The sequence below is a fragment of the Flavobacterium frigidimaris genome, assembly GCF_002217275.1.
In the GTDB taxonomy this organism is placed as follows: Bacteria; Bacteroidota; Bacteroidia; order Flavobacteriales; family Flavobacteriaceae; genus Flavobacterium; species Flavobacterium aquidurense.
The window spans coordinates 108,936-133,414 of the sequence record NZ_MUGV01000020.1; the positions used below are offsets into that span (position 1 = coordinate 108,936).

17 protein-coding genes are annotated in these 24,479 nt (G+C 34.8%); 4 read left to right on the forward strand and 13 right to left on the reverse strand.

The genetic code is table 11. The features are described from left to right. The first annotated feature begins 8 nt into the window (after positions 1-8). Together B0A65_RS12750 and B0A65_RS12755 are read left to right on the forward strand one after the other, a co-directional pair. Positions 9-497 (forward strand): DNA-deoxyinosine glycosylase, encoded by a 489-nt coding sequence (locus tag B0A65_RS12750; protein ID WP_074661962.1) that lies wholly within the window; start codon positions 9-11, stop codon positions 495-497. 362 nt (positions 498-859) lie between these two features. Further along, the gene (locus B0A65_RS12755) at positions 860-1,294 is read left to right on the forward strand and encodes a DUF6526 family protein (RefSeq protein WP_074661965.1); all 435 of its coding nucleotides are present in this window, start codon (positions 860-862) and stop codon (positions 1,292-1,294) included. A 715-nt stretch (positions 1,295-2,009) separates the two neighbouring features. Here the strand turns inward: B0A65_RS12755 and B0A65_RS12760 are convergent. Both B0A65_RS12760 and B0A65_RS12765 read right to left on the reverse strand, forming a co-directional pair. Beyond that, positions 2,010-3,431, reverse strand: coding sequence for an MATE family efflux transporter (locus B0A65_RS12760; protein ID WP_074661967.1), 1,422 nt, complete (start codon positions 3,429-3,431; stop codon positions 2,010-2,012). 139 nt (positions 3,432-3,570) lie between these two features. Beyond that, on the reverse strand, positions 3,571-4,047 hold the full coding sequence (locus tag B0A65_RS12765) for a MarR family winged helix-turn-helix transcriptional regulator (RefSeq protein ID WP_074661970.1): 477 nt from the start codon (positions 4,045-4,047) through the stop codon (positions 3,571-3,573). Positions 4,048-4,218: 171 nt separating this feature from the next. On the opposite strand from B0A65_RS12765, the gene B0A65_RS12770 reads away from it, so the two are divergent. After that, entirely contained in the window at positions 4,219-5,133 is a 915-nt protein-coding gene (locus B0A65_RS12770) for a hypothetical protein (RefSeq protein ID WP_074661972.1), read from the forward strand. Between the two features lie 198 nt (positions 5,134-5,331). On the opposite strand, the gene B0A65_RS12775 is transcribed toward B0A65_RS12770, so the two are convergent. The 6 genes from B0A65_RS12775 to B0A65_RS12800 all read right to left on the reverse strand — a co-directional run bounded on the left by B0A65_RS12775 (position 5,332) and on the right by B0A65_RS12800 (position 15,719). After that, positions 5,332-7,356, reverse strand: coding sequence for a glycoside hydrolase family 97 protein (locus tag B0A65_RS12775; RefSeq protein ID WP_074661975.1), 2,025 nt, complete (start codon positions 7,354-7,356; stop codon positions 5,332-5,334). Positions 7,357-7,381: 25 nt separating this feature from the next. Beyond that, a complete protein-coding gene (locus B0A65_RS12780) occupies positions 7,382-8,626 on the reverse strand; it encodes a glycoside hydrolase family 71/99-like protein (protein ID WP_074661977.1) in 1,245 nt (414 codons plus the stop codon). A 724-nt stretch (positions 8,627-9,350) separates the two neighbouring features. Next, on the reverse strand, positions 9,351-10,862 hold the full coding sequence (locus B0A65_RS12785; RefSeq protein ID WP_074661981.1) for a RagB/SusD family nutrient uptake outer membrane protein: 1,512 nt from the start codon (positions 10,860-10,862) through the stop codon (positions 9,351-9,353). Positions 10,863-10,886: 24 nt separating this feature from the next. Continuing rightward, positions 10,887-13,907 (reverse strand): SusC/RagA family TonB-linked outer membrane protein, encoded by a 3,021-nt coding sequence (locus tag B0A65_RS12790; protein ID WP_074661984.1) that lies wholly within the window; start codon positions 13,905-13,907, stop codon positions 10,887-10,889. Between the two features lie 119 nt (positions 13,908-14,026). Continuing rightward, a complete protein-coding gene (locus B0A65_RS12795) occupies positions 14,027-15,109 on the reverse strand; it encodes a hypothetical protein (RefSeq protein WP_074661988.1) in 1,083 nt (360 codons plus the stop codon). 88 nt (positions 15,110-15,197) lie between these two features. Continuing rightward, a complete protein-coding gene (locus tag B0A65_RS12800) occupies positions 15,198-15,719 on the reverse strand; it encodes a DUF5004 domain-containing protein (protein WP_074661991.1) in 522 nt (173 codons plus the stop codon). A gap of 485 nt (positions 15,720-16,204) precedes the next feature. Between B0A65_RS12800 and B0A65_RS12805 the strand changes: the two genes are divergently transcribed. Then, entirely contained in the window at positions 16,205-17,803 is a 1,599-nt protein-coding gene (locus B0A65_RS12805) for a DUF6377 domain-containing protein (RefSeq protein ID WP_074661993.1), read from the forward strand. A 414-nt stretch (positions 17,804-18,217) separates the two neighbouring features. Here B0A65_RS12805 and B0A65_RS12810 read toward each other — a convergent pair whose 3' ends face one another. The 5 genes from B0A65_RS12810 to B0A65_RS12830 all read right to left on the reverse strand — a co-directional run bounded on the left by B0A65_RS12810 (position 18,218) and on the right by B0A65_RS12830 (position 24,464). Next, positions 18,218-19,441, reverse strand: a complete 1,224-nt coding sequence (locus B0A65_RS12810; RefSeq protein WP_074661995.1) for a sterol desaturase family protein — start codon at positions 19,439-19,441, stop codon at positions 18,218-18,220. A 133-nt stretch (positions 19,442-19,574) separates the two neighbouring features. Next, the gene (locus B0A65_RS12815) at positions 19,575-20,861 is read right to left on the reverse strand and encodes a Glu/Leu/Phe/Val family dehydrogenase (protein ID WP_242670277.1); all 1,287 of its coding nucleotides are present in this window, start codon (positions 20,859-20,861) and stop codon (positions 19,575-19,577) included. A gap of 465 nt (positions 20,862-21,326) precedes the next feature. Then, complete coding sequence (locus B0A65_RS12820; protein ID WP_074661998.1) at positions 21,327-22,181, reverse strand: DMT family transporter; 855 nt, start codon at positions 22,179-22,181, stop codon at positions 21,327-21,329. Positions 22,182-22,233: 52 nt separating this feature from the next. Further along, positions 22,234-22,827 (reverse strand): 2OG-Fe(II) oxygenase, encoded by a 594-nt coding sequence (locus B0A65_RS12825; RefSeq protein ID WP_074662000.1) that lies wholly within the window; start codon positions 22,825-22,827, stop codon positions 22,234-22,236. A gap of 173 nt (positions 22,828-23,000) precedes the next feature. Further along, positions 23,001-24,464 (reverse strand): sigma 54-interacting transcriptional regulator, encoded by a 1,464-nt coding sequence (locus B0A65_RS12830; RefSeq protein ID WP_074662003.1) that lies wholly within the window; start codon positions 24,462-24,464, stop codon positions 23,001-23,003. Positions 24,465-24,479: the final 15 nt, after the last annotated feature.

The window sequence follows — 24,479 nt, forward strand, 5'->3', positions numbered from 1 at the left end:
AACAAAACATGAAAAGCTTTTCATTCGCCCCAATCACTTCTCAAGACGCTAACATTTTGATTTTAGGCACAATGCCCGGAACAAAATCGTTAGAATTAAATCAGTATTACGGACACAATCAGAATAATTTCTGGAAGTTTATGTTTCCTATTCTAAAAGAAGATTTCTCAAATGACTATCAAACCAGAAAAGCCCTTTTACAAAAAAACAATATTGCATTATGGGACGTGCTCCAATTCTGCGACCGCGTAGGAAGTCTCGACAGCGCCATAAAAAACGAAATTGCCAATGATTTCGAAACCTTCCTTGCAGAACATCCAAACATCAAAACCATACTTTTCAATGGTCAAAAAGCGGCAGCTTTCTTCAAAAAATACGTGCACCTAAAAAAAGAGTATAATCTCATCACATTACCGTCAACCAGCCCCGCCAACGCAGGAAAATCTTTCCAGTCAAAACTAAAAGAATGGCAAGCAGCAATGAGCTTTAGGCTGTAAGCCTTCCTCTTGCATCTTGTCTCTTGTATCTAAAGTCTATTTTCTATTCTCTATTCTCTATTCTCTACTCTCTATTCTCTCAAAAAAAATATTGAAATCATATAACATAATCAAATTAAAATATAACAAAAAACATCTCCTTTAGATCTAATTTTACTTAAATGAAATAAAGCCATTAAAACTGATTTACATGCAATTACGGCTTTTTGAAAAATACAGATAACATTAAGAAACCCAAAGGCAAAACTTTCGGGTTTATATATAAGAAACATTGGTTATGTTAGTTTATTTTGAAAAAAAAGCTATTCTATTCATAGGGTAGCTTTTCTTTTTTTTAACTTTAAATCTAAATCCAAAAAACTATGAAAATTCAAACTTATTACAACCACATACGTTTTTACACTCCCCATCATTTTGTTTATTATCCCATTTTAACGATCTTTCTCATTGCCAGTATTTACCTGGCATTCACGACAGATCAACCGTTAATTTGGGCTTTTATAAGTGTCGCTTTTATATTTCTGTTTTGTCTTGCCTTTATGTTGCGCCAGCATTACGCTTTAATTTTGCAAAACCGAATCGTTCGCTTAGAACTTCGTTATCGTTATTTCACCCTAACCGGAAAAAGATTCGAAGAATTTGAATACAAATTGACCGACGATCAAATATTCGCCCTAAGATTCGCACCCGATAACGAATTAATTCCACTAATCGAAGATACCATAAAAAACAGCCTTCCCGGAGACTCCATAAAAAAAGCCATCGTCCACTGGAAAGCCGATTATAATAGAGTGTAAACAATTGCAAAAATCAATTTCAATAAAAAGTAACTCAGGAGTAATTTGATTATTAGCTATTGTCATTATTAATTTTCCTAATTGAAATTTGATATTGACATTGATATTGACATTGATATTGACATTGATATTGACATTGACATTGACATTGATATTGACATTGATATTGATATTGACATTGATATTTTTGACGTGCCACCTTTTAAAAAAAGGCCCAATCAACTTTGCGTTCATTGGGCCTTTTCTTAAAAGCTGTCGGGCTATCCATGCTACTTCGGTAGCTTATTCCTATCCCTCACGCAGTCCGGCTTTCATAAGACAATTATTGTTTTAAAATTTCAAAACATTTTTAAATAACAAAAAAGAGACGCACTGCTGTGCGCCTCTACGTTAATATCTTATAATTAATTTGGCTACAAACTCCAGCTAAAGCTGGAGCCTATTCAAAAACTGAGAACTTCAGCAGCTCAGAACCTTAGAACCTTCACAGAAAAAACCTCTGAGCCTTTGCCCCTCTGCTCCTTTGCACCTCCAGAAAAAACCTCAGAACCTTAGCACCTCAGAACCTTAGAACCTTCAAAGAAAAAACCTCAGAACCTTAGCATCTTAGTACCTTAGAACCTTCACAGAAAAAACCTCTGAGCCTTTGCCCCTCTGCTCCTTTGAACCTCCAGAAAAAACCTCAGAACCTTAGCATCTTAGTACCTTAGAACCTTTACTTAACACTCTCAAATCCTTCCTTCACAATCTCCTTCTCCACCTTATCAATCAATTTATTTGTTTTTCCGGTTAAGCGTTCTTTTTTCCAGTCACCTTTAGCATAAAAAAGTAACGTAATTAATCCCGTTAATACAGATGAGATAGGAAAAGCCCACCATATTCCGACTTTACCAAGTGACGTATTATGCGATAAAATATACGCTAGCGGAAACTGAATCACCCATTGCGAAACCAAAGTCAAAATCATTGGAAGCGTTGTATTTCCCACGGCTCTGAAAACTCCGGTTAAACAAAGTTGTAAACCAAGAAATCCCCAGGAAAGACAAGTAATTCTCAATAACTGAGTTCCACCTTCGATTACAGCGGGATCATTCGGAACAAAAAAGGCAATTAAATAAGGAGCAAAAGCGTAGGCAATAATCCCAAGTCCGCTAAGCAAACCAAAACCTAAATACCCCCCTAATTTTCCAATTTGAGCGGCGCGCGCAATATTTCCCGCACCAATATTTTGACCCACTAAAGTAGCGATAGCCATAGAAAGCCCTAAGGCCGGAATTAAAATCAGCTGAATTAAATTAGAACCCGCTCCGTAAGAAGCAACCGTTGTTGTACCAAAATGCACAATCAAAAAAGTAATCGCCATCATACCAATCGCACGCATAGATTGCTCAATAGACGATGGAAAACCAATTTTAAACGCTTTTTTAATGTGTTTATAATCCGGTTTAAAATCTTTTAGCTGCAAATGAATGCCATGTTTTCCTCTGAACAAAATAAAGAAACCAATAACGATCGCCAGACTTTGAGTCGACAAGGTTGCCAAAGCAGCACCTTTTACACCCATTGCCGGAATAAAATTCCATCCAAAAATAAACAAGGGATCAAGCGCAAAATTCAGAATTACAGTTCCCAAAACAATGTAAACCGGTAAAGTCACACGACCCACACCACGCATAACCGATTGGAAAATCATAAAACTGAAACTGAAAACCAATCCGATAAAAGCGACACGCATAAAACCTAATGCATCATTATAAACCTCTGGTGTAACATTAAGCAACTTCAGAAAATACGGACTCAGCCAGTACCCGATAATCGATAACACAACTGAGACAGAAATCACCATCAGCAACGTTTGTGCTGCCACATGATTGACCATTTCCTGTTGTCCGGCACCAAAATATTGTGCAATTAAAATAGATCCTGCAATGGCAAGACCCGTTCCTAAAGCGATCGTTAAAAATATAACCGGAGTACTAACAGATACAGCCGCAACAGCATCTCCACCCAAACGGCCTACCCAAAAAGCATCAACCAATTGATACGCAGCCTGCAAAAGATTGGCAATCATAATAGGCACAGCTAATTTTAATAATGAAGACAATATCGGTCCTTCTAATAATTCTTTTTTATTCATTTTTTTATTTTATAATTTTTTGCCACAGATTAAAATGATTTTAGTCTTAAAATCTACTAGTCAACGGCATAAGTTTCTTTCTTCTTTCTTCTTTCTTCTTTCTTCTTTCTTCTATATTCTATATTCTATTCTCTATACTCTATATTCTCTCCAATCTATCAGCATAATTTTTAATGGTTTGCAAGGCCTCAATTCTTTCTTTTGCTGTAAAAACAGAAAGCACCTCATCTTCTGATTTTTTCATTAACAAACGAATATTTTTAGCCAAAACAATTCCTTCTTCCGTAAGGCTTACCACATTTTTTCGTTTGTCAGTTTTATCTTTTCTGACAATAAGCAAACTCTTTTTTTCTAAGGCGTTAATGCTTCTTAATATCGAAGATTTGTCACGCATAGTCTTATCAGAAAGTTCTCTTTGAGACAATTCTTTATGTTGCAAAATCATGATTAGCGGCAATTGTTCTAATTGCAAAGTAATTCCGGCTTCACTCATTAAAGCATTCGTACGACGAAAAAGTGCTTTTTTAATTCGGTGAATCTGAAATAAAAAACTGTCTGCTATTTCAGCACTAAAAGCTTTACCAAAAGGTTCTGAATTTGTATTTGTGTCTGTCATAATGCAAAATTACAAAAAAGAGTGACATGTCAACTAATTTTAACAAAAACATATACTCAACTGATAACCAGAAGAATTATCAATAATAAAACGAATAAAAAAAGAAATGAATGATTTTTTTTGTTAACTTTAATTGTTAAAATTATCCACCAAAATTTAAAAATAAATCTCATGAAAAAATTATTTTCTTTTTTGATTATTTCCCTTTTTTGGTTTTCGGCTAACGCTCAGAATACTGCTGAAATCGCTACCGAGAATACTTTACCTGCCGTACAAAATGAGTCTGATACACCTCAGAATTATGATCCTGAAGACCTGCCCTGGCATAACAGACGCTTTAAATTTACTGCCGGAGTATTTTTTCCTACGAACAATACACAGGTAGAAGTTGGAAGTAATAACGGGGAATTTGGAAACATGATTGATTTCGAGAAAGATTTGGGATTTAATAAAAATTCTACCTCATTTGATGGTTCTTTTGAATGGAGAATCTCCAAAAGATCAAGAGTTGGTTCTGAATTTTTCTATCTAAAAAGAACCTCAACCAAGACATTACAACGTGATATTGAATTTGGCGACCATACTTACCCATTAAACGCAAAGGTTTCAGCCTTTATGGACAATCAAATTGTTCGTGTTTATTACAGTTATGCCATTATTGCAAAACCAAAATATGAAATAGGAGCACTTATTGGTGCGCACGTTTTATTGGGCGATATTGGATTACGATTTGATGGAGAAACAGCACAAGCAGAATACCACGATACTTTTGACTTTACAGCGCCTTTGCCTGATATTGGAATTTGGGGTGAATTTGTATTAGGCGAAAAATTTGGTCTTTATGCCAATGCAAATTATTTTTCTTTAAAAGTTAACGACGTTGACGGAAGAATCTGGAGTTATAACCTCTCACTTTTATACAATGTCTACAAAAATTTCAGTTTAACAGCTGGTTATACAGGTTTAAACATAAGAGTTGACGTTGAAAAAGAAAAACTTAACGGTTATTTAAAATGGGGATATAATGGCCCCACATTAACGGCCGCCTACACTTTTGGAAAACACGTTTCGGTTACTAAAAAGTAAAAAAATAAATTCCAATTTTCAGAAAATTCCAAATTCCAATTATCCATAATATTGTCATTTCGATGAAGGAGAAATGACATAAAATGCTTCAATCTACTATTCATATAACTGTAATACTGAAAAAATAACAAACCCGACATCTTCTAAAAAGATATCGGGTTCATCGCTCAAACTCAAACTTAACTTAAACTAACTCAATTATTTCTCTATTGGAGAAAATTTTATAGCTGTTCCTCCGCCAGCTGCGAGTTTAATATTTAATGTTGTTTTACTGTTTACTATTTGCCTTGAAATGGCTACCGGATACGGATTCGTTTTGTAATTTGCTCCTGCTCCATCGGCATAAATTTCGGCTTCGTATTCTTTTCCAGCATCCAAAAAGGACAATTGCACTTTAAGATCTCTTGCCTCTTTGTTTGTAATAGCGCCTAAATACCAGTTTTTCTCGTCCCAATCCTTGCGGGCAATTGTGGTATATTCTCCAATTTTAGAATCTAAAACTTTCGTATACGACCAGGTACACGGAACATCTTTTATAAATTGAAACTCTGGTTTTCCTTCGTAATTCTCAGGCAAATCTGAAGCCATTTGCAACGGACTGAAAATAATAACATACAAGGCCAGTTGATTTGCCAAAGTGGTCTGTACTCTTGCTCCCGATGGCGTTTTATAATCAAAATTGAAATTCCCTGGTGTATAATCAAACGGTCCTGATAACATTCTTGTAAAAGGCAAAGTTGTTAAATGCTCCGGAGTATTTCCGCCATCAACAGACCAGGCATTATACTCTTGTCCTCTTCCGCCTTCCTGAGACATAAAGTTCGGATACGTACGCTGAATACCAGTTCCTTTCATTGGTTCATGGTTGTCAATCATAATATGATATTTAGCCGCCGTTTCAATTACTTTTCTGTAATGACGTGCTCCATATTGGCTATCATGCCATTCTTTTTTGTCTAAATATTTGTTGACATAACCCGTTTTAACCGAATTCACACCCATTTTCTGATACAATTTAAAAGCATCTTCCAATTGGCTTTCATAGTTTTTTGTGGCTCCTGCCGTTTCATGATGTCCAATTAAACGAACATTTTTAATGGCCGCATATTTAGTTATTTCTTCCAAATTAAAGTCGGGATACGCTTTCACAAAACTAAAAGCAGATCCATCGGCTGTCCAGTCGCCGTCCCAGCCTTCGTTCCAGCCTTCTACCAGAACGCCGTCAAAATTGTTTTTCGCAGCAAAATCTATGTATTCTTTTGTATTCTTAGTTGTTGCACCGTGTTTCGGTCCTTGCCCCCAAGTAAATTTTTCCAAATGCATTCCCCACCAAATTCCAATATACTTAGAAGGCGTAATCCACGAAAGATCTTCAATTTTTGAAGGCTCATTCAGATTCAGCATAATAGTCGATGTTGCAACATCACCTGGCGTTTTTCCAACCACGATCGTTCTCCATGGTGTTTGAAAGGGTGTTTCAGCATAAACTTTTACACCGTCGGCCCAAGGCACTAAATCACTTTTGTATTGTTTGTCGCTTGTTTTTAAAAGTGTCATCGAAGCAAAATCAGTTAAATTGGCTTCGTGAATCGCTACAAACAATTTCTCTTTCGTTTCAAAAGTCGCCGGAGTATTAATTGTATCGGTTTTGCTCATTTGAGTTTTACGATACGTGCTTTCATAATAACTGTTTTCACGATGCACCGGAATCCACCAAACATCATTATCCGACTTAAAAGTGAATTCTGTAACTTCATTCGAAATTTTCACTTTCCCTAAATGAGGTTGTTTTGGGAAAAAATACCTAAAACCTACTCCATCGTCAAAAACCCTGAAAATAATATCAACCATACGTTCTTCTCCTTTTGCTTCTTTTAAATGAACAATCAGTTCGCTGTGGTGATCTCTCACTTTTTTGAATTCTCCCCAAGGCTGTTCCCAGGTTTCGTCGGCAGTTTTTTCTTCGAAGGAAACCACTTCAAAACCTGCTGTCATTTTTTCGATTCCCTGAAATTCAAATCCCATTAAAGAAGGCTCAATAACCGATTTTCCATTGGATGTAAAACTGTATTGCGGTTGCCCTGAAGCTGTTAATTCAAAAACTAATTCGGTATTTTTTCCCGGAGAGCTGATTTTGTATGTTTTTTTAGTACTGGCACTGCAAGCGTAAATCAAAATCGACGCAAAAAGGATTAGACAGTAGCTATATCTTATGTTTTTCATTATTTAATTGTATTAATTACAACTCTTATTTTATTTCACTAATTAATTGTTTCGCTTTTGCAGGCTGCATAGAAACAAAATAATTAAAAGCCTGATCTAATTTATTCTGGGCATTGACCTCACCTTTTTTCTCGATTCGAAGATTATACATTTTACTGATGTCCGGAAAAACAGATTCAGTATTTTTGACACCGGCAAAGGCTTTTACTTTTTCAATGTATGTATAGCCAAATTCTACTGTTGGCTCGAACATCGTTCCTTCGCCAAAGTCATTCCATGTAATGAGTTGCAAGTAATTTAAATTGGCATTTTTGGCTAGTGCAAGCGTTTCATCCAAGGTAGCTCCGTTATTATGCTCAATCGTCCATCCAATCGCTGCGCCACCACCACCTTCGGCATAAAAATCTTTAAAACCAGGATAAGCACTTCCCATCGCAACAGCAAGTTTTGGTTTTGTATTAGTATACCAATTAGTTAAATAAGTACTGTTTTTATAAACCCACGCATATTCACCGGAAGCATTCGCACCTGCTTCAACAGATTGATCCCATAGCGTTAAAAAAGTAGGTTTCGTAGTTAGCGCACCAAAAACATTTGTCCATTCAGCTGGTGTTTGTAATACGATTGGACCGAAATTTAGCAATAGAGGTTTTCCATTTATTTTGATATAATTAGCATCATCAAAATAATTTTTCTCCATATAGGCTAAATCAGTTTTGGCAGCGCTTGTAACAGAAATTGCTTTTCCCGCATTCACAACATTGGTTGTTACTCTGTCTTCGTAAACAATAGCATATTCAAGCCCAACTTTCTCTAACATGGCAATTAGCTGTTCTGTATTTTCTTTGACCATTCTGTAATCATTAACATCATAAGTGCCGTACCAATCGATCAAAACACCATCAATTCCTGAATATTTCATCAATAATAAATGATTTTCAATCACATTTTTATCGCCTGAATGATAAGGACCAATTAGCGGATAATAATAAGAGGCAATTTCCCGACGATTGTTTGCACCTATCGTATTCGGATTTTTGTTTGCCATTGTCCAGTGATATCCCCATTTTTTATCGGCACTACTTTCATTGGTTTCAAACCAGGGCATGTAATGCACATAAATTTTGGTGCTATTTGTTTTTTCAATCGCAACAGGCTGAATTGTTTCTGGTTCTGTCGGTTTATCGGGACCTTTGTCATCACTGCTGCATCCAGCGGCGACTAAAATGTTCATGATACCAAAAAACAATAATGTGATATATCTTTTCATATTGAAATACTATTTGTTTTTATGACTATTGGTGGTTATTTTTTTTGCTCCCATCTTGATAATTATTTCACGCAGATTTAAAAATGATTTAAGCAGATTCTACAGATTTTTATAATTATATTTCTTTAAATCTGCTTAAATCTGCAAAAATCTGCGTGAAACATTTTTTAATCTTTTTAATTCATTAATCTGTGGCTAAAATTTTCTCTCGCAGATTTGGCAGATCTGGCAGATTTTTTAATCCTTATTGTCTTTGGCTAAAATTATTTCACGCAGATTTAAAATGATTTAAGCAGATCCTGCAGATTTTTTATAATTACATTTTTTTAAATCTGCTTTAATCTGCGAAAATCTGCGTGAAATTTTTTTAATCATTTTAATCTTTTAATCTGTGGCTAAAATTTTATCTCGCAGATTTCGCAGATAGTGCCGATTTTTTTTGCGACAGATTAAAAGAGTTTTACAGATTTTTTAATCATTTTAATTTCTCTACTCTATGGTTAAAATTTTCACGCAGATTAAAATGATTTAAGCAGATTCTACAAGATTATTCAAACTCATCAACATAAATCAGCACTATCTGCGGAATCTGCGAGAGACAAAAATTATTTTTCAATCCTAATAATCCTTTATCCCGATAGCTATCGGGAGTGGCGTAAAATCTTTTTTTTAAATATGTCAGCCTTCCACGACTAACCAACATGGAAGACTGACAGTTAATAACCTAATTCAGAGGATAACCAGGATTCTGTTTCAGGTTTTTATTTGTAGTTAAAACAGTGCTTGGAATTGGAAAAATCGCTCTGTATTTTTCAGTTGCTCCTTTCTCCCACCATGGCAGGAAGAATGTTCCAAAACGAATATTATCAGTTCTTCTTCTTCCTTCAAAAGTAAATTCCTTAAGCAATTCCTTATCTATAAAATTAAGATCAATAGTTGCCGGCATTTCTTCTCCGGCACGAGCCGTTACTTGTTGTATAAATGGTTTTGCCAAATCAGCAGATCCCAAGCGAACGTAACATTCTGCCTGCATCATCAGGATTTCAGCATAACGAATTACAACAAGATCATGATCGCGTTCCCATTGTTCTCCTGCTTTCATTTCATATTTACCCAAACGAACTCCCTGATTTTCTTTAGCATCGGCAACACTTGTTACTTCTTCTGTATACGTCAGAGGCTCACCGTTATCCATAGTAATTACGGTACCTGTTGCTAAATTGATCTGATCTCCGGCAACCATACATTTTTTTCTTCTGTCTGTATCTGCAAAAGCAGAATAAACACCCGGCTGTGCACACATTCCGTTCGCACTCCAAGGATAATCCCCAATTGGAGAAATCGTCAATTTATGTAAGTAATGACAAGACATAGAAGACATATAGTTACCTACTGTTCCCGCTTTTGAATCGTATGGAATTGCAAAAATAATTTCAGGTGACTTTTGATTTTCAGTCGCAAAATTGGCAAAGAAATCTGGTGCCAAAGTATAACCTGTTACCTTCTGACACATATTGATACAATCCTGCCAACGTGCCGTTCCGATAAAAGCCTGAGAATTTAGATATAATCTAGCCAAAAGAGAATACGCAACATTTTTTGTAAATTTAGAATATACCACATTTGACGTTAGGTGCGGAATAGCATCCAACAGTTCTTTCTCTACAAAATCATACACTTGTTTACGAGTAGAATTGGATGGTAATGCCGTATCTTCAAAATTGGTTACGATTGGCACATTCCCGAATAAATCTAAAAGATTGTAATAGTAATATGCTCTTAAAGCTTTTAATTCAGCATAAATTGGTGCTTTTGCCGCATCAGTCAAAGACGATTTATCGATTTGATAAATGATCGAATTGATCTTCGCAATGCCGGTATAATTATAGCGCCAGGCCGAAAGAATCATACGATTGTCTGCTTTCCAGGTATGTTTTTGAGCATCCTGATATTGTCCGCCATCGTACCAGTTTGTTCCTCTGGTAGGAATGGTAGCTTCATCAGAAACGGTTTCAGTTAAAAAGAATACATACTCACACGTTGGATAATTATTGGATATCCCATCTGCAAATCCTCTTAATGAAGAATACGCACCTCCAACTAATGCATCAATTTCTTTGGGAGTATTTCCAAAATTTCCATCTTCTACTTTATCATATAATTGTTCATCTAAATTGGTACATGATATCGTAAAGAGCATGCTTATTAATAATGCTGCTGTTATTTTGATTTTCATTTGTTCTATTTTTGAGTTAATCGCTTAATTATTAAACGTAAAATTTAATCCAACAGAAAACGTTGTTGGTCGCGGATAATTATTGTATCTGTCAATTCCGGGTGCCGCTAATCCAGTTGTATCCATTACTCCTGTTTGATTTATCCCATCTTGCGCATTTAAACCAATTTCAGGATCTACACCTTTATATCCGGTAATTACAAACAGATTCTCTCCCATAGCATAAACTCTGAATTTTGATGATTTAGATTTCAAAGGAAAAGTATAACCTACTGAAAGTGTCTGAAGTCTAAAGAAAGAAGCATCTTCTAACCAATAATCTGAATATTTTGGAGACGAAGTTATACCGCTGTTTAAGAAATCATCCGGGACATTATACGATGGTAATCTGTTAGGATCATTCAACATCATATTGGTAGCATTCAAGGCTTTTTGTCCAAACATTCCGTAACCGGAAACACCCAAATCAAAATTTCCATAAGTAAAATTCATTCCGATTCCCATTGTCAAATCTGGCTGAATATTTCCTAAGTCTGTTTTATCAGCATCAACTAAAGCATTTTCTGCTACTACTGCTCCCGCCGCATTATAGTACTGAATTTTACCATCGGCATCAAGTCCTGCATTTTTGAATCCCCAGAAAGTTCCAACAGGATATCCTTCAGCAATAATTTGAGAATATTGTCCTGACATACCCGCTAATCCGTGTAAAGATCCACTGTAAATTACATCAGTTTGATACGTTGGATTCGATAATTTTTCTATTTTTTGAACGTTGTGTCCTAACGTTAAATTAGCATTCCAGGTAAATTTATCTCCTTTTACAATATCTGCATTTAATGTAAGTTCAACTCCTTTATTAGACATTTCACCTACGTTTGCTAACATCGTTCCAACTAAATAAGGAGGCTGAGGCACTTCATAAGTGTATAATAAATCTTCGGTGTTTTTTGAATAATACTCGAATGATCCTGTGATTCTGTCAAATAATGTAAAGTCAACTCCAATATTTAATTGTTTTGTAGATTCCCATTTTAAATCAGGATTCGGGTTTTGTTTTGGAGAATACGCCAGACTCCAGGTTTGCGTAACCGGATCATAATAACTGTCATTTCCAACTCCTAAGATTGAAAGCGATTTATATTCGCCAATTCCATCCTGATTTCCTGTAACTCCGTAACCCACTCTTAATTTTAAATTACCTAGCCAGCCTTTTGTTGAACTCATAAATTCTTCGTTAGAAATTCTCCACGCTGCAGAAGCTGATGGAAAAGTTCCCCATTTATTATTTTCTCCAAAACGGCTTGAACCATCACGTCTTACTGTGGCAGTGAACAAATATTTGCTATCAAAACTATAATTAGCACGAGCGTAAAAAGATACCAGATTTGATTTTCCTTTATAGGAATAAACATCTCCCAAACGGTAATTATATCCTGCACCTAAATTGTTGTAACTAAAAGCATCTGAAACAAAACCACTTCTTTGTGCGCCAAAACCTTCGTAAATATTCTCTAAATAAGAGTATCCGCCTAAAGCACTAACAGTATGTTTTCCAAAAGTTTTATTGTAATTCACATACAATTCTCCTTGTGCGTTAGTGTATTCTGCGTACGTTTTTTGGGCATAACCATCTTCAGTTCTTCCTTCCATAACAGCATAAGATGGTTTATAGGTACTTCCCTGAACGGCATTATGTTCTAATGAAATATTAGCTACAGCGGTAAAATCATTTAAAAACTTAACCTCCGTTTTAAAATATCCTAAAAGTCTGTGTCTTTCATTATCAACAGTTCTATTGGTTAAAATTTCAACCGGATTCTCATAAATTGTTCCTCCAACTGAAGTAAACTCACCGTTGGCATCGTATACCGGAATTGTTGGATTTAAATTATAGGAACGTTCAAAAATTCTGTAATCTAAGGGATGCCATTTATCGATATTAGCGAATAAACCCATATCAAATTTCACCTGTTTATTGTCTCCAAGATATTGGTATCCACTAACATTTCCGCTCAATCTTTCAAGTCCCGTCGATTTGATAACCCCTTCATTATTTAAGTACGAAAGGGACATTCTAAAACCGCTGTCTGCTTTACCAGAATTAATGCTTAAAGTATGCGATTGTGAAATCGCCGTTTGTTCGATTGCTTTTTGCCAATCTGTATTTCCTCCGTAATCAACAGCGTCTTTATTTCCGGTTTGGCGTACATAACCTCTCCATTGGTTTGCTGATAAAAGATCCAGGTTGTCATTTACGTAACCTATACTTGATAATCCGCTATAGGTTACAGAAACACCTTTTGTTCCTGATTTTGTTGTAATAATGATAACACCATTTGCTCCCCTTGATCCGTATATAGCGGTCGCCGAAGCATCTTTTAAAACGTCTACCGATTTAATATCAGAAGGCTGAACCACATTGATATCAACACCTGCAATTCCATCTACCACAATAAGCGGACTGTTGCTTGCTGTTAATGAAGTTCCTCCACGTAAACGTAAAGTTGAACCCGCTGCAGGATCTCCCGAAGGACGAATAACATTTAATCCCGCCACTTTTCCTTGTAAAACCTGCTCTGTTGATGAAATATTTCCTTTAACTAAATCATCTGCTTTTACAGTTGAAATAGCTCCTGTTAAATCTGATCTTTTTTGAGTTCCGTATCCAACAGAAACAACCTGAACTTCTGCTAATTGATAACCATCGTTTTGTAAACGAACATCAATATTTGCTTTTGTTCCTGATGTAATTTGTACTTTCTGAGTTGTTGATCCTATAAACGAAACTTCAATCGAACCTCCTACGGCTACAGACAAAGTAAATTTTCCGTCAAAATCTGTTGTGGTGGCATTTTTAGTACCCACCTCAATTACCGAAGCACCTGGCAATACAGTTCCTGTATTGTCATAAACGGTACCTGTTACCTGCTTTTTTTCCTGAGCAAACATTCCTGCCGAAAGAAAAAGCATGAAAATCAGGAATACCACAGTTTTAGTAGTCCACAGATGCTGCAGGACTATTTTTTTATTTTTACTATTCATATGTAGTTATTTTTTGTTTTAATCGGTCATCTGTAATTCGCATATCTACTATTCGAATTATGAACATTTTTTATTTCATGCTCATTTCATTAGAATTGACGTTTTAATTTGATAGTGAATTATTTGTCTAAAGTTTTAAGAGGAATCGTGGTATCCGAAATCGTTTTGTCCTTATTGTCTTTTACCAAAACATGAATTTCAGTTAAACCAGGAATTCCGTTAAGCTCAGAAACCAAATTGACAAATCCTTTTATCTCAGCTGTTCCTCCGGTAAATTCACCTGCAATTACTTTAGTGCCCGCGTTAATCGTATAAATTAATTTAGTGACACCCGGTTCGTTATTTTTACGAGACATTCCAAGAAAATCTTTTTGACTAATTTGCAGCGGGTAAAATCCAAATACCGGTGGTGGTGGCGGAATATATTCCCCAGCATATAAAACCTGATCCGGCGTAGTTCCGGCCCAATCGTCTTTTACCATAAGGAAAACCAGGTTTTCCATTACATAACCGTCAGGAGCATTATAATAGTCTTTTGGAACTAAATCCATTTTATAGAACCCGTTTCCTAAGTCTTTTAGTTTTGTCTTTTCTACAATGTCCGGAAGCCACGCTTGGTATTCTTGTTTTATATCCCAATTGTTCAATCCACTATGCATGTGTACGCTTGTCGCACCAGCAAATCCCGGAGCCAAATTGGCATTAAACAAAATACTAACTCCCTTATCGATTGTTGGTTTTGTAGGATACGCTCTGATTAACTCGTTGGCTGTATAAAACGAAGAGAAATCAGTATAGGGCACGTTGGCGACACCGCTTTGTTTTGATCCTGTTTTGTTTTTTAAACGAAACCAAAATCCAGCACTTGCTGCTATTTCAGCCGGTGTTTTAGAAAAATAAACGGTTGGGGTTAAAGTAAAACTCCAAACTTTATTTCCTTCATATTTCAGTTTGGCAAAATCTGAAGAATTTTCCCAATGTCCTGCATCTGGTTCAGATGGCGACCAAATCCAGATATAAAGATCTTCAGTTTCTGCAAATGTAGTTCCTGAAAGATCAAAATACCATGTCACTTTTTCATCGTATTTATAAACTACCGGAAAAGACATTATACTGCCCACAGCTCCGGCTTCCTCTTGAGCCTGAATAAAATTAGGAGCCATCAAAAGGGCAAATAAAATTGTATATATAAACTTTTTCATATGTATTTAATATTTGTTTTTATCGGAATATGGTATCGTCATTCTTTGCCCTAGTTTAACTGGAATCATGGCGATTTCATATTACTTTTTAATTAATAGCATTTAATTTGAATACATAAGACACAAAAGGAGTTCCGTTAGAGGAATGCACTAATTGAAATTCCATTTCATCATTGCTACCAGGCACTGATGTCAATAGAAGTTCATCTGTTTTTTGTGTTTTTTGAGCATCGCTGTACAGGTAGATTTTGACTGCACTGGCATTTGTCTGTTGAAAATCGGAACTTAATTTCCAATATCCTTTTGGAGCAAATAAAGGCGGAACATTGCCCGTCACTTCATAACTTGTTGGCTGGTTCTTTTCGTCTACGCTGAATTTGATTTTAAAATCCTCGTAGTTAAAGTACGTACTCAAGTTTTCTTCGTTTGGCTCGATGGCATTTGCTTTCGCAGATTCATCTACCATTTTTAAATTTGTTAATCCCCAATTTCCGTTTACTTTCTCATAAAGGGTAATCGGATCAACATAGCTTCCGTCATCAATACTGTCACAGCCAATGGCAAACAGACACATAATAACAGCTAACCAATAAATACTTTTACATCTCATAAATTTGTGGTTTGTTTGTTAGTTTTTTTGTCTCCTTAAAGACAGAACGAAACTAGATGTTAAAAAAACCTAAAAAAAAATATCTGATAAAAATCAAGATGTAATTCAAATAATTACAAGCACAACCACTTAAAAATCAATATTTTACAATATTTTTGTGTTTGCAAAAATCAAGACGTTGTTGAGATGAAAAATAGCTTATAAATAATGGTATTTATGACAATATGTAAATTAAAGTCGATGTTTTTTTCACTATACATATATATTATTGCTTTTTATTGTATAATTGCAAATTATTAGACTACTTTTAACATTTAGATCTTATTTTTGACCGATGATCCAAAATTTATAGCTTTGTTATTAAGAGAATTACCAGGTTCTTAAAGCTATTACATCATCAACTATAAAGATTTTTGTCCTGAATTAAAAAACGAATTAACTCAAACAAACCAAAAAAGAATTTTATCCTTAACCAAAACAAAACCATGCGAAGAATATACATTCTGTTTTTTTTCATTGCAGGTTTCTCTCTAACTGCGAAAGAGACAAATCCTGTTCTGGAAGAATTAGATAAAGTCCTTCTTAAAAAAGATATTTACCTGAAACAGAAATATCACAAAATAGAAGCCTTAAAAAAAAACGTATCAAAATTTATAGTGAGCCAGAACAATGAGCAGCTTTATAATACTTATATGTCATTGTTTGATGAATATAAATCATTCAAATACGACTCTGCTTATTATTATTTGGAAGAAGCAAAAGTCAAAGCCATCGTTTTAAAAGACCCTAAATATTTGGCTAAAAGCCGAATTAAAGAAGGTTTCGTGTTACTTTCATCCGGACTTTTTAAAGAAGCTATCGATACTTTGAATGTTATTGATGCACAAAAACTAGATCAAAAAAACAAATTCGAATATTATTCCATTAAAGCCCGAGCCTATTATGATTTAGCCGATTATAACCGCGATCAGCGTTTTAATATTCATTATGTACAACAAGGAAATCATTTTCTGAAAAAAGCTTTAGAATTAATTGGAACTAATACCAATGAATATTGGGCAGCCGAAAGCTTAAAAAGATTAAAACAACAAGACTGGCGTGGTGCCGAATTCGCCTTTAGTTACTGGATCAACAACTATAAATTACCACCTGATTATTACGGAATTGCAACGTCGAGTCTCGGCTATATTTATTCGGAAAGAGGCTATACAAAAAAAGCCATTTACTACCTCGCACTTGCCGCTATTGCCGATGTTAAAAATGCGACCAAAGAAACGGTTGCGCTTCGAAATCTAGCCAATGAACTCTTTAAAATGGGGTATTTGGATAAAGCCAACGAATACATCAATATTGCGATGGATGATGCCACTTTCTATAATGCCAGACATCGAAAAATTGAGATTTCGTCGATCTTACCTATTATTGAAAAAGCACAATTAAATAACGTAAAAGAAAAAAATGATAAACTCGAAAGAATCATTATTTTATTGACGATTCTTACCGTAATTATTGTTTTGTTCCTGATTATCATTTTCAAACAATTAAAAGAAAGAAATAAGGCCAGAAAAATAATGGCTTCTTCGTATGCGCAACTTCAGGAAATGAATATTAGTCTGAGTGAAGCCAATGCAATAAAAGAGGAATATATTACATATTTTATTAAGGCTACCTCAGCATTCATTAATAAAATCGATCACATTCAGAAAAGTACACTTCATAAAATCATTACCAAGAAAACAGATGAAGTTATTGCGAGTTTAAAACGTTATAATGTAAAGGAAGAACGCGAGAATCTTTTTCATCAGTTTGACGAAATCTTCCTGAAATTGTTCCCAACATTCGTTACAGATTTTAATCATTTGTTCCCAAATGATCATAAATGTATCGTTAAAAAAGGAGAACTTTTAAACACTGAACTAAGGATTTTTGCCTTGTATCGATTAGGAATTCAGGACAGTAGTCAAATGGCAGAATTCCTGGAACTTTCTGTAGCTACCATTTATACGTACAAAACAAGAATCAAAAGTAAATCTGATTTTAAAGATACTTTTGAAGAGAAGATTATGGCGATTAAGACTATCTAAGTTGCTAAGATACAAAGATGCTAAGGGACTAAGTTTTTTTTTACTTTACAAAAGATATTTCCATTTCAACAAAGGAGACTCAGCAACAGCTGAAGCACTTATTATGCGTTCATCAAGCATAGCTTCAGCGAAGCATTATGTTTATAGCAAATAATACTATGCTTTTGAGTAAAAGCTCCAGCGGAGCGAAATATACATGTCACCCCGATGGGGCTTGATCACATCATTGTAAATATTTCTATAAACATGACGTCCCGCTGGGACTCTATGTAATAATTTAAAAAATCATTTTAAGCCTTTAATCTGAGGCAAAAAAACGACAACTTTTGAGATGTCGCTTTTCTTTCCTCTTTGTTCTTTGTTCTATATTCTATGTTCTATATTCTATATTCTATGTTCTATGTTCTATATTCTCTACTCCGACGTCTCTAACTGCAAAACAACATTCTGATACCGTTTGCTCAACGAAAACAACTGCTCTGCAAAAATCATTATCGCTAACGGAACAAAGAAAAATGCCGTTAGATTTTCTTCATATAAAAAGTAAGTTGTGATCATAAAAAGTCGCGCATATTCCAGATAATAAATCCATTTTCGCTGTTCTAATAATGCGCCACAATTAACTAATGTGATTAAAATAAAAGCCAATACAAAAGCTTTATCAAAATCATTTAAGTACTCAAAATAATACGTAAAAACAGTTAGAAACAACGTACATATTCCCAATTGGATATACAGATAATTTCTAAATCTCAATCTTTGGTGCGGATTGGTTTTATCTTGTAAAAAACGCTTTTCCAGCGTTGGCCGAATATCCTGATCCATATGTGCGGGACTTCCAAAAACAGCTTTCCATCTGGCATTAAAACCTTTTGACCGTTTCCATAATTCATAAATCTCAAAATAGTAATGAAAGTGCTGCCATAGAAAACTATAACTTTTTAAGGGATGTGTCAATCCGTATTTTGGTTTTTCTTCTTCTTCCTGGAAAGTTCCAAAAAGACGATCCCAAAAAGTAAACATATCGCCGTAATTTTTATCCAGGTATTTTTCATCAGAGGCATGATGAACACCATGTACAGAAGGAGTTACAAAAACATATTCCAGCCATTTAATTCGGTCAATAAGCTGGGTGTGCGTAAAAAAGGAATACGCGCCATGAACAATTAACATCGTAATTACCATTGTTGGATGAAAACCAACAAAAGGCAATATGCACCAAAATCCCGTACGGATAATAGCCTGAAACGTGGTGATTCTGGCCGCAGCCGTAAAATTAAATTCTTCGCTATGATGATGGACAATATGAGCTGCCCAGAAAAAATTGACTTCGTGACCTAATCGATGATACCAGTACCAAACAAAATCAGTAGCGAGAATTAAAGCAAACCACACAAAAATGTTAGCCGGAATATCAAAAAGTCTGTAGTTATCATAAATCAGATAATAAAGTTGATAAAAACTGGCTGAGATAAAAAGGTTAATTAATCTCTCGGCAATACCAATGCTAATGTTTGAAACCGAACTTTCATAATTGAAAACTTCAGGTCTCTTTTTTCGTTGTGCCAGCTTATATTCCAAAAATAAAAAAAGGAAAAAAGCAGGCATTGCAAAGGCAAGAAAATTAATATGTTTCATTTTTAAAAATTACTTTTTAATAGAGGATAAAGTCTTTTATAAACCAAAAGAGAAAGATATTTTTACTAATTAATTTCGCTTACTAACCAAAAACGATTTCAATAGGTAAAAAATCTTTCTCCCAAACCAATATTTAATTCTGTTTGAATTTCGGAGCATCTAATGCTACCTCTTTCACTGATTGTGTATCGGCCACTTTTTGCAATGCAATAATATAGGCTGCAATTCTTGGCGTCACATTATGTTTTAAGGCGATTCTGAAAACAGTTTCAAAACCTTTTTCTAAAATATCTTCCAAACGGGTATTAATCTGATGAATTCTCCATGATTCTAAAAGCGAATTTTGAAGCCATTCAAAATAAGAAACCGTTACACCACCTGCATTTGCTAAAATATCCGGAACAACCAAAACATTATTGTCATGCAATATTTTATCTGCATCAGAAGAAACGGGTCCGTTAGCTCCTTCAACAATAATTTTAGCTTTAATATCTTTAGCATTTTTCTGCGTAATAACATCTTCTTTGGCCGCCGGAATCAATACATCAACATCTAACAACAACAAATCTTCATGTTGGATAGCTACTGAATTCGGATAACCTTTAATATTTTTATTGTTCAGATTGTAATACAAAATTAACTCTGGAATATTAAGCCCATCCGGATTGTAAAAAGCTTCTGAGACATCACTAACGGCAACAATTTTCAATCCTTTTTCGTGTAAAAATAAAGCCGAATGCAATCCTACGTTTCCAAAGCCCTGGATAGCCGCAGTAGATCTTGCTGGTCTTAATTTTAATTTTTGCAGGGCTAATAAGGTAATAATACTTACACCCCTTCCGGTTGCTTCTACCCTTCCTAATGAACCTCCGGAATGTAAATGTTTTCCAGTTACCACGGCATGAATAGGTTTACCATGAAGTAACGAAAACTCATCCATTAGCCAGCCCATTTCATCTGGACCTGTCCCCATGTCTGGTGCCGGAACATCTTTATTTGGTCCAAAAATATCCGCTAATGCTTTAGTGTATCCTCTGGTAATTTTTTCTAATTCCGCCTTAGAATGTTTTCTTGGATCACAAATAATTCCGCCTTTTGCTCCTCCAAAAGGAATTCCGGTCACGGCAGATTTCCAGGTCATCCAGGCGGCAAGTGCTTTGACTTCGTCCAGATTTACAGCTAGATCGTAACGAATTCCACCTTTTGATGGTCCCAATGCAGTATTGTGAATAACGCGATATCCTTCAAAATTTTGAACTTTTCCGCTATCTAACACAATCGAAAAATTAACCACGATTTGTTTTTCCGGACGCTGCAATTTTTGTCTGATTGATTCGTCTAAATTAAGAATATCGGCTGCGATATTAAAACGATCAATCATTGATTGAAAGGGGTTCTGTTTAATTATTTCTGTGCTCATATTGTATATCTTTTAAATTTGAATATTTGATTTGTACCTTTTTTTATCATGAAAATACTTCTACCCTATAGTATAAAAGCATTTATTCCTCCCTAATCATCGCATTCGACAACATGGAATTTTTATCAGACAGCACTGCATCATAATATTCGTATTTCTATTGGATCTCATTTCTTTATTTTTTAATAGTTCTAAAAAAAGCCTTTCATGGTGCATGAAAGGCTAAAAAAAAAAATAACTAACAAGTGATTTTCTATTAACGCCATTTCACTGCATAGTTCACCATGCAACACAACGTGGTGGCGCACATAACCTGAATGATATTTTGACTAGAGTATTTCATTGTTGGGACAAATTTATAAATATATTTCTTAAATTCTATAGAATTAGTCGAGTTTATTTTAAATAATTTAAAACTTAACTTCAAAAGAGCTGTAAATAAACGAATTAGACTACAGAAAATTTTTACTTAAATTGCGAAATAACAATAAAGACTATCGCAATTAAGGCCAAAAAAAGACCGATGAAGTTAATTTTGGATAATTTTTCCCTGAAAAAAAAGAGACCAACCAAACTTCCGAGAACAATCACTCCCATATTCATTCCCGCAAAAACAGTTGATGGATTTTCTGAAAAAGCTTTGTGCGCTTTCAGGTAAAACAATATATTTCCGAAATTAAATAGTCCTACTAAACCGCCGAAAAGAATATTTCTTACGGTGAGTTTTTCCTTTTTTGTGATCATTTCAAATACCACAATTCCAATAGCGATTATTAAGGAGATCGTAAAAACAACAAATAAAGATGTTGGATAAGGCAATGTGGTATATAATGCAATTTGCTTGAAAAGAATATCTATTATTCCGAAACCTAATAAAACTATCGCTGGATAAATCCATTTATTTTCTGCGTTTTCAGATTGTTTTCTTAAGATAAATAAAAGTGCCAAAAAGCCAATCACAAGTCCGATTACTTTATAGGAATTAAATTCTTCTTTAAAAATAAACCAGGCTGCTAATATTGGAATAAAAAGAGATAAACGCTGAGCTGCATCCGTTTTTACGATTCCCATGTGTTTTATGGAAGCGATTAAAAATAGAAAAACGACTGGTAATAATATTCCAATCGCAATGTAAATATTCCATGGTGCTTTTGCATCAACTTCGTTTAAATTGGGACTGAAAGTAAAATAGCATAGTGCCAATGCCGTTACATAATTGAATGCTACAATCTGAATTGGATTAGTATCAAATTTACGAGTGAATTTAAAAACAACTCCAACAATTACACTGCAAAGAATACTAAGAATAAGAAATAACATAGGATAAAATTTGAATGCAAAAATAGCACTTCTCCAGCTTATAATTTCCAAATTAATCACTTTTCAGCCAACCCGTAATACTCATTCTGGTATTTTGGGTAACTAAAACTTCATGAACCAATTCATTACTTTTAAAGAAAACGGTTTTACCCTGAGTAGGTGAAATTTTTTGATTGTTATTTTCCTGATGAATCATCAATTCTCCTCCATCACTTTCCAGCCAATTACTATTAAGGTAACTGATCATAGAATACTTTCGACTTGGGTTATTCTTGAATTGATCTAGATGTTTCAGGTAAAAATCGCCTTTTTCATATAATGAATAATGAAATTCATAACCGGTGATTCCGGCATAACAGCTTTCATTTAAATAAATAATGAAAGCGTCAATTTGCGCGAAGAATTCATTTTCGAAAACATTATTATGCTTTTTATCGAGCCAATAAATTGAATCACTTCTGACCGCGCCGTCGTATGAAAGTTTCTCAGAGTTACCTATTCCTGCTTCAGACAACAAATTTCTCTGATTTAAATCGAGTAGATTTTGTTTAAGATTACCTGCTAGTTCCCTACTTAAAAAATGCTCTGAAATACCTACTTTATTTTCGATATAACTTGCAATCAAATCTTCAAAACCTTCTTCCATTTTATTTTTGGGAAAAACTGCAAATACAGCCAACGGAGCAAGGTAGCCGAAATAAAACTGGTAATCACTTATTTTTTGTAAATTGTGAAAAGTGAGAAGTGAGATGTAAATTATAAGTAACAAATAAAACTCACAATTCACATCTCACTTCTCACAATTTACATATGTACAATTTATAATTTACTTATATAACTTCCGTACATATCTTTAAACTGATGTCCTTGTGCAAATCGATCTTTGCTTAATTTTTTATATTCTACCAAAGCCCATAAAATAAATTCCTTCATGAAATAGTGGTCTTTTTTATCTAACTGAGGCTGATATTTCTTTAATAAAGTATCTAATGGTGTTACTTCATCCAGAATACTTTTATATTCAGCATCTGAAGCATCATCTAACAATTCGAAACCACTTTCTGCAAAAAACCATTCTATCAAATCAGAATATGGTGTTTTTTCTCCAGGTTTTTCTAATTTTTCAATTTTCGGAAAGAAATCAGGAAACAGAGTTCGGATTGCTGAACCAATTAAATTTTGCGCCACCCCAGCTGCTCCCTCTTGCTCTCCTTCGTAAACCAATTCTACTTTTCCTGTAATGGCAGGGATAATTCCAATGAAATCAGACAAGCGCAAAATCGTATGATCAACTCCGGCTTTTAAGGCGCGACGTTCTGCTGTACTAATTAAGTTCTCGTAAGCCGTAATACTCATTCTGGCACTAACACCGCTTTTATTATCAATGTATTCGCTGTCACGCGCTTCAAAACTAATTTGTTCCAGAATATCTTTAGCCAGACTTGGTACGTAAACAATCTCGCTTTGGGTTTCGTCTAATTTTGCTTCCTGCTCTGTAATGGTTCTGGCGATGGCAACACTTTCCGGATAATGTGTCAGAATTTGAGAACCAATCCTGTCTTTAAGAGGCGTAACAATACTTCCTCTGTTTGTATAATCTTCCGGATTTGCCGTAAATACAAATTGCATATCCAACGGCATTCTCAATTTGAAACCTCTAATCTGAATATCGCCTTCCTGCAAAATATTAAATAATGCTACCTGAATTCTGGCTTGCAAATCGGGTAATTCGTTGATAACAAAAATAGAACGATTCGCTCTTGGAATCATTCCGAAGTGAATCACGCGATCATCAGCATACGATAATTTTAAATTCGCTGCTTTTATCGGGTCCACATCTCCAATCAAATCGGCTACGGTTACATCTGGCGTGGCTAGCTTTTCAAAGAAACGTTCGCTTCTGTGCAACCACGAAATTGGCGTTTCATCTCCTTTCTCGGCAATTAAATCTTTTGCAAAACGCGAAATCGGGTTTAACGGATCGTCATTAATTTCTGAACCCGAAACAAACGGAATATATTCATTTAATAATTCGATCATTTTGCGAGCCAAACGAGTTTTCGCCTGACCACGAAGTCCTAATAAGTTGATATTATGTCGGGATAAAATAGCGCGTTCCAATTCTGGAATTACCGTATTTTCGAAACCATGAACACCTTCAAAAACCGGAGTTCCGGATTTGATTTTCTCACGAAGATTATTTCGCAATTCATCTTTGATACTTGTGGTCTTATATCCTGAAGCCTTTAATTGACCTAGTGTTTTTATAGTATTTATTTCCATTTTGATGATTTAAAA